Source organism: Segatella copri (assembly GCF_051861805.1).
GTDB classification, from domain to species: domain Bacteria; phylum Bacteroidota; class Bacteroidia; order Bacteroidales; family Bacteroidaceae; genus Prevotella; species Prevotella copri_M.
Genome location: NZ_CP146520.1, coordinates 2,540,885 through 2,552,674, shown reverse-complemented (window position 1 = coordinate 2,552,674; position 11,790 = coordinate 2,540,885). Strand labels below are relative to the sequence as shown.

General features: G+C 50.2%; 12 protein-coding genes. 9 read left to right on the top strand and 3 right to left on the bottom strand.

Annotation, left to right across the window (positions count from 1 at the left end; genetic code table 11):
* Nucleotides 1-19: 19 nt before the first annotated feature.
* From ruvC to rsmG, 3 genes are read right to left on the bottom strand one after another with little or no spacing between them, the layout of a single operon-like run.
* Nucleotides 20-670, bottom strand: a complete 651-nt coding sequence (gene ruvC / locus V8Z93_RS09925) for a crossover junction endodeoxyribonuclease RuvC (RefSeq protein WP_203038389.1) — start codon at nucleotides 668-670, stop codon at nucleotides 20-22.
* A gap of 43 nt (nucleotides 671-713) precedes the next feature.
* Complete coding sequence (locus tag V8Z93_RS09920; protein ID WP_203038390.1) at nucleotides 714-1,358, bottom strand: MBL fold metallo-hydrolase; 645 nt, start codon at nucleotides 1,356-1,358, stop codon at nucleotides 714-716.
* 13 nt (nucleotides 1,359-1,371) lie between these two features.
* Entirely contained in the window at nucleotides 1,372-1,995 is a 624-nt protein-coding gene (gene rsmG, locus V8Z93_RS09915) for a 16S rRNA (guanine(527)-N(7))-methyltransferase RsmG (protein WP_203038391.1), read from the bottom strand.
* Between the two features lie 260 nt (nucleotides 1,996-2,255).
* Between rsmG and V8Z93_RS09910 the strand changes: the two genes are divergently transcribed.
* The 9 genes from V8Z93_RS09910 (at nucleotide 2,256) to V8Z93_RS09870 (ending at nucleotide 11,707) form a co-directional block, all read left to right on the top strand.
* Entirely contained in the window at nucleotides 2,256-2,942 is a 687-nt protein-coding gene (locus tag V8Z93_RS09910; protein ID WP_439431404.1) for an HAD family hydrolase, read from the top strand.
* A gap of 6 nt (nucleotides 2,943-2,948) precedes the next feature.
* A complete protein-coding gene (gene panB, locus V8Z93_RS09905; RefSeq protein WP_439431403.1) occupies nucleotides 2,949-3,767 on the top strand; it encodes a 3-methyl-2-oxobutanoate hydroxymethyltransferase in 819 nt (272 codons plus the stop codon).
* Between the two features lie 13 nt (nucleotides 3,768-3,780).
* Nucleotides 3,781-5,001: an MFS transporter gene (locus V8Z93_RS09900; RefSeq protein WP_218412257.1), complete on the top strand. Its 1,221-nt coding sequence runs from the start codon at nucleotides 3,781-3,783 to the stop codon at nucleotides 4,999-5,001.
* Between the two features lie 544 nt (nucleotides 5,002-5,545).
* The gene (locus tag V8Z93_RS09895) at nucleotides 5,546-6,541 is read left to right on the top strand and encodes an AAA family ATPase (protein ID WP_218412256.1); all 996 of its coding nucleotides are present in this window, start codon (nucleotides 5,546-5,548) and stop codon (nucleotides 6,539-6,541) included.
* Between the two features lie 41 nt (nucleotides 6,542-6,582).
* Nucleotides 6,583-7,452 carry a DUF58 domain-containing protein gene (locus V8Z93_RS09890; RefSeq protein ID WP_203049352.1) on the top strand — a complete coding sequence of 290 codons (870 nt, stop codon included), beginning with the start codon at nucleotides 6,583-6,585 and terminating at the stop codon, nucleotides 7,450-7,452.
* Nucleotides 7,453-7,535: 83 nt separating this feature from the next.
* Nucleotides 7,536-8,612: a hypothetical protein gene (locus V8Z93_RS09885; RefSeq protein WP_439431402.1), complete on the top strand. Its 1,077-nt coding sequence runs from the start codon at nucleotides 7,536-7,538 to the stop codon at nucleotides 8,610-8,612.
* 214 nt (nucleotides 8,613-8,826) lie between these two features.
* Nucleotides 8,827-9,825 (top strand): vWA domain-containing protein, encoded by a 999-nt coding sequence (locus V8Z93_RS09880; RefSeq protein ID WP_439431401.1) that lies wholly within the window; start codon nucleotides 8,827-8,829, stop codon nucleotides 9,823-9,825.
* Nucleotides 9,826-9,855: 30 nt separating this feature from the next.
* Complete coding sequence (locus V8Z93_RS09875) at nucleotides 9,856-10,896, top strand: VWA domain-containing protein (protein WP_203038399.1); 1,041 nt, start codon at nucleotides 9,856-9,858, stop codon at nucleotides 10,894-10,896.
* Between the two features lie 28 nt (nucleotides 10,897-10,924).
* The gene (locus V8Z93_RS09870) at nucleotides 10,925-11,707 is read left to right on the top strand and encodes a tetratricopeptide repeat protein (protein ID WP_439431400.1); all 783 of its coding nucleotides are present in this window, start codon (nucleotides 10,925-10,927) and stop codon (nucleotides 11,705-11,707) included.
* Nucleotides 11,708-11,790: the final 83 nt, after the last annotated feature.

Sequence of the window (11,790 nt, the reverse complement as noted above, 5' to 3'; positions counted from 1 at the left end):
TATGTGTTCGCAATGAATGCTACTTGTGCGTAGTTCGGTTGATGGCAGCCAGGAGTTTGGCTTGCGGTCCGGTCATGCCGTTGCCTCCGCCTATGCGTCCCTGGTTTTTCTGGGCGAAGTCCTTCCAGCTGCTGTAGTGCTTGGCACCCGTTTCGGGTCTTCCCATCTGCAGGAAGTGGCAGTAGGCGGCACCCAGGGCATCGGTGGCATCCATGAACTTCGGCATTTCGTCTTCCTTGATGTTGAGCATGCGCTGCAGCATTGCCGCCACCTGTTCCTTGGAAGCCTGTCCCTGTCCGGTGATAGCCATTTTGATTTTCAGTGGAGCATATTCGTGGATGGGGACGTCGTGGTGGATGGCGGCAGCGATGGCAACGCCCTGGGCTCTTCCCAGCTTGAGCATCGACTGCACGTTCTTTCCGAAGAAAGGTGCCTCAATCGCCATCTCGTCGGGCAGGTAGGAGTCGATAATGCCCGTCACCCGCTCGAAGATCTTGCCCAGTCTCAGATAGGGGTCCTTCTCCTTGCGCATGTCGATGACGCCCATCACCACCAGCTCTGCCTTGTTGCCCATCACGCGAATCACGCCGTAGCCCATCACGTTGGTACCCGGGTCAATGCCCAGGATTATCTTTTCCGTATTCGGTTTCGTCTGTGTTTTTGATATCATCCCTAAAAACTCCTAACTCCTAATCTTTCTGTCTTGTCTCAGCTTATCGGTCCATGTATGGGTTGTGTGCCAACTCCTCGCCGATGCTGGTTGCCTCGCCGTGACCCGGAAGCACCTGGGTCTCGTCTGGGAGCATGCCCAGATGGCGCAGGCTGTTGATGATGCGGAACATGCTGCCGCCAGGGAAGTCGGTTCTGCCGATAGAGCTCTTGAAGAGAGTGTCGCCCGTAAAGGCTACGTGCTCTGCCTCGCAATAGAAGGTGACGGATCCGTTGCTGTGACCTGGGGTCTCGATGATCTTGAATTCGTGATTGCCGAATTTGATGACTTCATCTTCCTCGAAGAAATGACCGATAGGAGGGAAGTCAGTGTCCAGCTGCATCTGGTAGAAGGTTTCTGCCTGGTGCTTGAGTCCCTTCATCAGTTTCTCGTCGCCCTGTGAAACTTCCGGCTTCAGTCCGAACTCCTTGTAGATGGTGTCGTTGCCGAAGTTATGGTCCAGATGGCCATGGGTAACGAGCAGATGTACTGGCTTGAGTTCGCTTTTCTGGATATAGTGAGTGATGGCGTTGCGCTCTTCTGGATAGAACGCACCGCAGTCGATGATGACGCATTCCTTGGTCTCATCGCTTACAACATAGCAGTTTTCCTGCAACATGTTGACTTGGAATCTTTCAATATGTAACATTTTTACTTTGTATTTATGCTGGAACATAGATGAGTTGCTTGTCTTGCTTGAACCATTCTTCCTCGAAGAAGGTGCTGAGTGGGGTGATTTCCGCCACGTTGCGATAATCCTTGAGCTCTTCCTGCAGGTTGCCGCCTTTCAGACAAATCAGACCATTCGGCAGGGCGTTCTGTCCCTTCTTCTTGAAATTCTTCTTGATGATCTTCATCAGGTCGGGCAGCTGCATCACGGCACGGCTCACCACGAAATCATACTTTCCCTTCTCGTCCTCGCCACGCAGATGTTCAGCCACGAGATTCTTCAGTCCGATGGCTGAGGCTACCTCGTTGCATACACGAATCTTCTTGCCGGTTCCGTCAATGAGCTTGAACTTGCATTCAGGGAAGAGGATGGCGAGTGGGATGCCAGGGAAACCGCCACCGCAACCGAAGTCGAGAATCTCGGTGCCCGGACGGAAGTTGATTGCCTTGGCGATGGCCATGGAGTGAAGCACATGATGCTCGTAGAGGTTGTCGATATCCTTGCGGCTGATGACATTGATCTTGTTGTTCCAGTCGCGGTACAACTCGTCGAGTGCAGCGATTTGCTTCTTCTGCTCATCCGTGAGATGAGTGAAATATTTCTCTATGATGTTCATTCTGTATTTTTTTAAACTGTTATTGTTATGCCTCTGCTCAACCAGGGCATGTAGCCTATATAATAATGTGCAAAGTTAGCCCAAATTAGTGACAATTCAAAATAATATAGCTTTTTTTATATATTTATTATGATTTTGGGCTCGACTTATTAAAAAAATGTGTACCTTTGCACTCGAAAAAGATGTCGTAGAGCAGAAAAAGGCTCGAAAACGTAAACATAGATAATAATAAATATAAATAAAAAGATAAGAAATACATAATGATAAAGGCAGCTTTATTCGATCTGGATGGCGTGGTTTTCGAGACAGAATCACAGTATTCCATCTTCTGGGGAATGATAGGAAGAGAGTATCATCCGGAAATTCCTGACTTCGAGTATAGAATCAAGGGACAAACTCTGGTACAAATCTACGATAAGTACTTCTCCGAGGATTCAGTCTTCGCTCATATTGAAGGCTATACCGACCCGAAATCAGAACAGGATAAGATTACAGCCCGACTCAATGAGTTTGAGAAGGATATGAAATACCCTTATATTCCGGGCGTGGAGAACTTCATCCAAGAGTTGAAGCAGAATGGCGTAAAGTGCGCTGTAGTAACGAGTAGCAATATTCAGAAGATGCTCAATGTGTATAAGCAGCACCCAGAGTTCAAGGGCTACTTCGACCGCGTGCTCACCAGCGAGGACTTCGCCAAGAGCAAGCCAGATCCAGACTGCTATCTGAAGGGAGCTGCCTGCTTCGGTGCACAGCCATCAGAGTGCGTGGGTCTGGAAGACAGCTTCAATGGCTTGAAGGCGGTGCGTGCATCGGGAGCTTTCACCCTCGGTCTCTCTACCACCAATTCTGCGGAATCCATCGCCCCTTACAGCGACTACGTGATTCCTGATTACGAAGGCTTCACCTTTGCCGACTTAGTGAAAATCGTTGATAATTACAAAAAATAAATAATCATGGGATATTTATCTACAGATAAGAAGAAGATTACAACCAAGACGTTTGCCGAGATGAAGGCGGCAGGCGAGAAGGTGACGATGCTTACAGCTTATGACTTTACTACTGCAGGCATTCTGGATGCAGCAGGCATCGATAGTATCTTGATTGGCGATTCAGCCAGCAACGTGATGGCAGGTAATGATGATACCTTGCCTATCACTGTAGACCAGATGATTTACCATGCCCGCAGCGTGGCACGTGCCTGCAAGCATGCCTTTGTGGTATGCGATATGCCGTTTGGCAGTTATCAGATCAGCAAGGAAGAGGCATTGCGCAACGCTTGCCGCATGATGAAGGAGACGGGCGTGGATGCCCTGAAGCTCGAAGGTGGAGTGGAGATTGCTGATACCGTCAAGGCGATGGTAGATGCCGGTATTCCGGTGCATGGTCATCTGGGATTGACCCCACAGAGCGTGAACAAGTTTGGCGGCTACGGCATCCGTGCCAAGGAAGAGGCTGAGGCCCAGAAACTCATCAGCGATGCCATCGCCCTGGATAAGGCAGGTGTTTTTGCCATCGTTCTGGAAAAGGTTCCTGCTAAGTTGGCGGCTGAAGTAACACGTCAGGTAAAAGCCGTAACTATCGGTATTGGAGCGGGTAACGGCTGTGATGGTCAAGTGCTGGTTTATGCTGATGCGCTGGGAATGACCCAGGGTTTCAAGCCTAAGTTCCTGCGCCACTTCGCCCAGGTAGGCGAGGAGATGCAGAAAGGCGTGAAGGCTTACATCGATGCTGTTAAGAGCACAGAATATCCAAGTGTAGAGGAGAGTTATTAGTTTTAAATTGGTTATGGATACACAAAATACACCCATACACGTGAATTTGTGGCATCGTGACTTCTGGCGGCTCTGCTTTGCCAACCTGCTGCTGATGACGAGTGTCTATATGCTCATCCTTGGCATACCTTATTTTATGACGAAGGAAGGCTATCGCCCTTGGCAGGTTGGTGTTGTGGTGGGAGCCTACGGCTTGGGCATCTTCCTGCTCGGCGGTTTCTGTTCCTATCTAGTGCAGCGCTACCGCCGCAACAGGGTATGCCAGTTTTCCATCTGCTGTGTAGCCGTCTGCCACGTTGTCCTCTACTATCTGGATACCTTCTGGAACATCAAGTTTGGTTTCGAGGTGCTAGTGGCGATGCGGGTGGTGCTGGGTGCCTTTCTGGGCTTGGCTCAGATGACGCTTGCCAGTACGCTGGTGATAGATACCTGCGAATCTTTCCAGCGCACGGAGGCGAACTACATCACTTCCTGGTTTGCCCGTTTCTCCATTGCTACGGGTCCCGTGCTGGAGTGGCTCATTTGCACTTTTTTTAATATGCGCCTCACCTTCCCGGTGGCTTTTCTGTTGGCGCTGGGTGCTCTGGTGCTGGTGTCCCGGGTAAAGTTTCCTTTCAAGGCACCTGCTGATCACATGCCGCTTTTCAGCTCCGACCGCTTCTTCCTGCCTCAGGGAATCCCGCTGTTTGTCAACATCGTACTGATTATGGCAAGTGCAGGAATGTATTTCGCCATTCCGCATAATCTGACGGTTTATCTGATGTTGCTGGCAGGCTTGGTGGTGGCTGTGATTGCAGAGAAATACGTCTTTGCCGATGCCGACTTGAAGAGCCAGGTTGTCGTGGGACTGATATTGATAGGTGCGGCAGAGTTCGTGTCGCTGAACGACCAAGACTTTGCTGTAGAAGTACTTGTGCCCGTGTTGCTGGGCTTGGGAATGGGTGTCATCGGCAGCCGTTTCCTGCTTTTCTACATCAAGCTGGCCAAGCATTGCCAGCGCGGAACGAGCACCAGTTCCTTCTTTTTGGCATGGGAGTTGGGTATAACTCTGGGCATAGCTCTGGGCTTTGTGCTTCAGGATAGTGCTTGTCAGCATCTTCCCGGCGAGCATAGCGTCATCTTCAATTCCACCATCCACGAACTGCTTTATCCAGGCATGATACTCACAGGATTGTCGCTAATCTTGTATAATTTCTTAGTACATCCCTGGTATATGAAACATCGCAACCGCTAGTATTTGATTTATCTTCAACCATTCCCATATATGATATTTTGTTTAAGATTCATTTCATGTATGGGAATGTTTTCGACCTGTACGGTTGAAATTACCCAATACGCCCTGAAAGGGCAGAAGCCCCTAGCCCAGGGCATCGCCCTGGGTAATTACGGACACAAACTTGTCGCCCTGAAAGGGCAAAAGCTTTAAAATACTGGGCTATATACAAAGCTTTTGCCCTTACAGGGCGTCTTACAGATTGCTATTATACCCAGGGCGATGCCCTGGGCTAGGAGCTTTTGGGCTTTCAGCCCGTTTTAACCGTACAGTTAGAATGGTTTGTTTAAAATATGGAAAGGTTTCTTTAAAAAATGAGAGCGGTTTCATTAAAAGTTTCTAAAAATAGCTTTTGTGAAACATTTTTAATATTATTTAGTTTGCTTTTTTCGCTTTTGTGCTCATAATTCAGTACTTTTGCGTTTGATTTAAGGTTGAGGGTGTAAAAAGACACCCTAATTCCCTGCAAAAGTTGAATTAAACGTAAAATAATATTATAAGAATTATGGCAGAAGCTATTGATATCCGTGAATTGAATATCCGGATTGAACAACAGAGTCAGTTCGTTACCAACCTGGTAATGGGCATGAACAAGGTCATCGTAGGTCAGAAGCACCTCGTTGACTGTCTCCTCATCGGTCTTCTCTCTGATGGTCACATCTTGCTCGAAGGTGTGCCGGGCTTGGCGAAGACCCTCGCAATCAAGACATTGTCACAGCTGGTCAGTGCAGACTATAGCCGCATACAGTTTACACCCGATTTGCTGCCTGCCGACGTGGTGGGAACGCAGATCTATTCGCAGAAAGACGAAGCCTTCCATGTAAAGCGCGGTCCTGTGTTCGCCAACTTCGTTCTGGCTGATGAGATCAACCGTGCGCCTGCCAAGGTGCAGAGTGCCTTGCTCGAGGCGATGCAGGAGCATCAGGTTACCATCGGCGAGCAGACTTTCAAACTGCCTAATCCATTCCTGGTAATGGCTACCCAGAACCCGGTGGAGCAGGAGGGAACCTATCAGTTGCCAGAGGCGCAGGTTGACCGTTTCCTTCTCAAGGTCATTATCGACTATCCTACCATCGAGGAAGAGAAGCTCATCATCCGTGAGAATATCCAGGGCGGTCTGCCAACCGTTACTCCTGTAACCACAGCAGAGGAAATCCTGAAGGCACGCAGCATCGTAAACGAGGTTTATATCGACGAGAAGATTGAGCAGTATATTGCCGACATCGTCTTCGCCACCCGTTATCCTGAGCGTTACGGCTTGGGCGACTTGAAGGATATGATTACCTTCGGCGGCAGTCCTCGTGCCAGCATCTCGCTTGCCAAGGCAGCCCGTGCCTACGCCTTCATCAAGCATCGCGGTTATGTGATTCCAGAAGATGTGCGTGCCGTGGCTCACGATGTGCTCCGCCACCGCATCGGTCTCTCTTACGAGGCAGAGGCGAGCGAAATCACCAGCGAGGAAATCGTTAGCCGCATCATCAACAAGGTGGAAGTGCCTTGATTGGGTAATAATTTATAGTTAATAGTTAATAGATTAGGATTTTGGATACACAAGATATCTTAAAGAAGGTTCGGAAGATTGAGATCAAGACTCGCGGATTGAGCCAGAATATCTTCGCAGGCCAGTATCACTCAGCCTTCAAGGGCAGGGGAATGGCCTTTGCCGAGGTGCGCGAATACCAGTATGGCGACGACGTGAGAGACATCGACTGGAATGTGACAGCCCGTTTCCATCGCCCTTTCGTTAAGGTGTTCGAGGAGGAACGAGAACTCACCGTCATGTTGCTCGTGGATGTGAGTGGTTCGCTCGACTTCGGTACGATGCGCCAGATGAAGCGCGACCTGGCAACCGAGATAGCTGCCACCTTGGCCTTCAGTGCCATTCAGAACAACGACAAGATAGGTGTCATCTTCTTTTCCGACAGAATTGAGAAGTATATCCCGCCCAAGAAGGGAAGAAAGCATATCCTCTATATCATCCGAGAGATGCTCGACTTCCATCCTCAGAGCCAGCGCACCGACATCGGCTGCGCCCTGGAATACTTCACCCGTGTGATGAAGCGCCATTGCACCGCCTTCCTCATCAGCGACTTCTACGACCAGAAGGATTACCAGCATGCCCTGCAGATTGCCAATCAGAAGCATGATGTGGTGGGCATCCAGGTATACGACCCTCGTGGAAAGCAGTTGCCCGATGTGGGATTGATTAAGGTAATGGATGCTGAGACGGGGCACGAGATGTATATCGATACCAGTTCGAAGAAGCTGAGAATAGCGCATGCCCAGAACTGGCTGCGACGCCAGGACCAGCTGCGCCAGCTCTTTGCCAAGAGCAAGGTAGACTGGACTTCGATAGCGACCAACGAGGATTTCTCCAAGTCGCTCCTGACACTGTTCAAACAAAGAGGATAAATTGAGTGAAGAGTGAAGAGTGAAGAATGAAGAATTCTACGGCTTTACTAATCATAAAGCTCAAAGTTCAAAGTAAAGCAACAATGTTGAAAATAAGAAATATTATATTGACGATGGTGCTGATGGGCTGCTCGGCACTGGCTTTCGGTCAGACCGTGGAGCAGCGCATCGACTCCTTGCAGATGCTCATCGGACAGCAGACCATCCTGCATCTCAAGGCTACCGCCCGAAAAGGTGCCAAGGTGGTGATGCCATCCTTCAAGCCGCAAGATCAGATTATTCCTGGCATCGAGGTGGTGGAGCAGAAGGGGGATACATCGCAGGTGGGCGACGACCAGATGGTGGTGAGCCGCGACTATACCATCACCTCCTTTGATGAGAAGGTGTATGCCATCCCGGCACTCAATGTGAAGATAGACGGCAAGAGCTTCCACGGCAATCCCCTGGCACTGAAGGTGCTCACGGTGCCCGTGGATACGGTGCATCCCAACCAGTTCTATCCTCCCAAGACGGTGCAGGATAACCCATTCCTCTGGAGTGAGTGGAGCTTCGCCTTCTGGTTGAGTCTTCTGATGATAATCATCTGTGGCGCAATGCTCTATCTGCGCAACCGACTGAAGAAGAACAAGCCTATCATCACCCGCATCCGCATCATCAAGCGGGTTCCTGCCCACGAGAAGGCACTGAAGGAAATCAACGACATCAAGCAGCATCACACCACATCCAACCAGGAAACCCAGAAGGAGTACTACACCCATCTTACCAATGCGCTCCGCGCATATATCGTGAGCCGATTCGGATTCAATGCGATGGAAATGACCAGTTCAGAGATTATCGACAACCTGCGTGCTTCGGGCGACCAGAAGATGATAGACGAGTTGAGAATGCTCTTCTCCACCGCCGACCTCGTGAAGTTTGCCAAGTATGAGATTCCGATGAACGAGAACGATGCCAACTTGGTGAACGCCATCAATTTCATCGACCAGACGAAGACCGATGAGCAGCCTAAGGAAGAGAAGATAGTTCCTACGCTCAGCAGCGAAGACCAGAAGAGTCAGCAGCAGCGCCGCCTCATCAAGACCCTGCTCTGGGTGGGAGGCTTCAGTGTAGCCGGCATCCTGGGCTATATCATCTACCAGGTGGCCATGCTCGTGATGTAATTTTGTTCAAGTTTCGTAAGTATGCTCCACACGCCCTGAAAGGGCAGAAGCTTTGTATATTGCCTGGTACTTGAAGGCTTTTGCCCTTACAGGGCGACAGGCTTGCATCCATCATTACCCAGGGCGTTGCCCTGGGCTAGGGGCTTCTGCCCTTTCAGGGCGTGTTGGTGAGATACTTGCGAAAGTTCAGTAACTTTATTAAATAAAACGAAAAATGGAATTTGCAAGTAAAGCATATTTTCTGCTGCTCCTGCTGCTGATACCTTATATATTATGGTATTTCCTGAGCAGGAAGAAGAGCGAGCCTACGATGCGCATGAGCGATACGAGAATGTATCAGTTTGCGCCCAAGAGCCTGCGCGTGCGACTCATCCATCTGCCGATGGTGCTGAGATGCATCGCCTTCGTGCTCATCGTTTGCGCCATGGCCCGTCCGCAGACGCACTATTCTTGGGACAACAAGACGGTGGAGGGCATCGATATCATGCTTGCCATGGACGTTTCTACCTCCATGCTTGCCGAGGATTTGAAGCCTAACCGCATGGAGGCGGCAAAGGATGTGGCCAACGAGTTTATCTCTGGCCGTCCTACCGACAACATCGGATTGACCATCTTTGCGGGCGAGGCGTTCACCCAGTGCCCGATGACCACCGACCACGCCAGTCTGCTGCGCCTGTTGCAGGATACAAGAACCGATATTGCCGCCCGCGGACTCATCGACGACGGTACCGCAGTGGGCATGGGTCTGGCGAATGCCGTGAGCCGACTTAAGGACTCTAAGTCGAAGAGCAAGGTGGTAATCCTGCTCACGGATGGAAGTAACAACATGGGCGACATCTCGCCGATGACTGCAGCCGAAATAGCCAAGAGCTATGGCATCCGAGTCTACACCATCGGCGTGGGCACCAACAAGGTGGCGCCTTATCCGATGCCGGTGGCAGGAGGCGTGCAGTATGTCAACATCCCTGTGGAGATTGATACGCAGACGCTTCGCGACATTGCGCAGACCACCGACGGAAACTTCTATCGCGCTACCAACAATGCCGAACTGAAGAAGATTTATCGGGATATTGATAAACTGGAGAAATCGAAGTTCAATGTGAAGCATTTCGCCAAGCGCTATGAGGCGTATCAGCCTTTCGCCCTTGCCGCCCTGCTGATAATGCTGGTAGAGATTCTGCTCCGCATCACCTGGCTTCGCCGCATCCCTTGATGGAATTAAAGAAATAATATAAATATAACCATGTTAAGATTTGAAGATCCCGCATTTCTCTGGCTGTTGTGGGTGATACCGGCACTGGTGCTGGTTCGCCTGATAGGTTGGAGAAGGAGAAGGGCAAAGCTCAGAAAGTTGGGTGACCCCGAGTTGCTCAAGCAGCTGATGCCCCACATATCTAAATACCGCCCCACGGTGAAGTTCGTGCTGATGCTCGCAGCCTTGGCATTGCTCATCGTGATGGTGGCACGCCCACAGATGGGCAGCAAGATTTCGAACGAGAAGCGAAATGGCATCGAAACCATGATCTGTCTTGATATCTCCAATTCCATGCTTGCCGAAGATGTGGCTCCGTCACGTCTCGACAAGAGCAAGATGCTGATAGAGAATCTGGTTGATAACTTCACCAACGACAAGATTGGTCTCATCGTCTTCGCAGGCGATGCCTTCGTGCAGTTGCCTATCACCAGCGACTACGTTTCTGCCAAGATGTTCCTGCAGAACATTTCCCCTGGTCTCATCCAGACCCAGGGCACCAACATCGGACAGGCCATCAGCCTCGCCACCAAGAGCTTCACCCAGCAAGACAACGTGGGCAGGGCCATCATCGTGATTACCGATGGCGAAAACCACGAAGAGGGTGCACAGGAGGCTGCGCAGATGGCCAACAAGAAGGGCATCAACGTGTTTATCCTGGGTATAGGTAATGCCAAGGGAGCACCCATCCCGATGGGCGACGGCTCTTATCTGAAAGATAACGCCGGCAACACGGTGATGACTGCCCTGAACGAGCAGATGTGCCGCCAGCTGGCACAGGCTGGCAAGGGTCAGTATATCCACGTGGATAATACCAGCGATGCAGAGAAGGCGCTGAACAACGAGCTCACCAAGTTGCAGAAGGGCGAAATGACCAGTGTAATCTACAGTGCCTACGATGAGCAGTTCCAGGCTGTAGGCATCCTGGTTATCCTCCTCCTCATCATCGAGGTATGCATGATGGAAGTAAGGAATCCGTTGCTCAGGAACGTTAAGTTCTTCAAGAAAACGCCATTCAAGAAAATGCCTTAAAAGGGCAAAAGCATAAAATGTTTTTAAAATGAACACGATACATTATATCATAGTAACTGTGGCTTTCCTGTTGGCCGGTGCGACAAATGCTGCCGCACAGACCGACCGCAACTTGATTCGCCAGGGAAACAGGGCGTTCAAGACCCAGAAATGGGCAGCTGCCGAGACCCAATATCGCAAGGCTATCTCCAAGAACCAGAAGAATCCGCAGGCGATATACAACCTGGGCTGTGCCTTGCTGATGCAGCAGAAAGACTCGCTGGCGATGGTGCAGTTTGGCAATGCCGCGCAGCTGGAGCCCAACCTCTTCCGCCGCTCCAAGAGCTATCACAACATGGGAGTGGTGATGCAGAACCACCGCGAGTACGCACAGGCCATCGAATACTACAAGATGGCGCTGAGATGCAATCCGCAGGACAATGAAACCCGTTATAATCTTGCCCTCTGCAAGAAACTGCTCAAGAACAACCCGCAGAATCAGAACAACAAGGACAAGAATAACAAGGATAAGAACAAGGACAAGAACAATAAAGACAAGAACAAGAACGATAAGAACAAGGATAAAGACAAGAACAAGGATAAGAACAAAGACGATCAGAACAAGAACGATCAGAACAAGAATAATAAGGATAAGAATAAAGACAAGAATAAGAACCATTCGAATCCGAACCAGCAGAATCAGGACAAGATGAGCCGCGACAACGCCGAACAGCTCCTCAATGCCGCGATTCAGCAGGAACAGGCCACCAAGCGAAAGCTGCAGAAGGCGATGAGCCAGCCTCGCAGAAAGGCCTACGACAAGAATTGGTAGAAAGCGTAACTGCTTCCCTTCACCAAACAGGGATTCTTGCCTATATATATAATAAGGTGTACTTACGTTTTAAAAATTGGAAC

What these genes read in the sequence shown, in the direction of transcription:
- ruvC (WP_203038389.1), bottom strand. Translation starts at nt 670, where the DNA reads ATGATATCAAAAACACAGACGAAACCGAATACGGAAAAGATAATCCTG.
- V8Z93_RS09920 (WP_203038390.1), bottom strand. Translation starts at nt 1,358, where the DNA reads ATGTTACATATTGAAAGATTCCAAGTCAACATGTTGCAGGAAAACTGC.
- rsmG (WP_203038391.1), bottom strand. Translation starts at nt 1,995, where the DNA reads ATGAACATCATAGAGAAATATTTCACTCATCTCACGGATGAGCAGAAG.
- V8Z93_RS09910 (WP_439431404.1), top strand. Translation starts at nt 2,256, where the DNA reads ATGATAAAGGCAGCTTTATTCGATCTGGATGGCGTGGTTTTCGAGACA.
- panB (WP_439431403.1), top strand. Translation starts at nt 2,949, where the DNA reads ATGGGATATTTATCTACAGATAAGAAGAAGATTACAACCAAGACGTTT.
- V8Z93_RS09900 (WP_218412257.1), top strand. Translation starts at nt 3,781, where the DNA reads ATGGATACACAAAATACACCCATACACGTGAATTTGTGGCATCGTGAC.
- V8Z93_RS09895 (WP_218412256.1), top strand. Translation starts at nt 5,546, where the DNA reads ATGGCAGAAGCTATTGATATCCGTGAATTGAATATCCGGATTGAACAA.
- V8Z93_RS09885 (WP_439431402.1), top strand. Translation starts at nt 7,536, where the DNA reads ATGTTGAAAATAAGAAATATTATATTGACGATGGTGCTGATGGGCTGC.
- V8Z93_RS09880 (WP_439431401.1), top strand. Translation starts at nt 8,827, where the DNA reads ATGGAATTTGCAAGTAAAGCATATTTTCTGCTGCTCCTGCTGCTGATA.
- V8Z93_RS09875 (WP_203038399.1), top strand. Translation starts at nt 9,856, where the DNA reads ATGTTAAGATTTGAAGATCCCGCATTTCTCTGGCTGTTGTGGGTGATA.
- V8Z93_RS09870 (WP_439431400.1), top strand. Translation starts at nt 10,925, where the DNA reads ATGAACACGATACATTATATCATAGTAACTGTGGCTTTCCTGTTGGCC.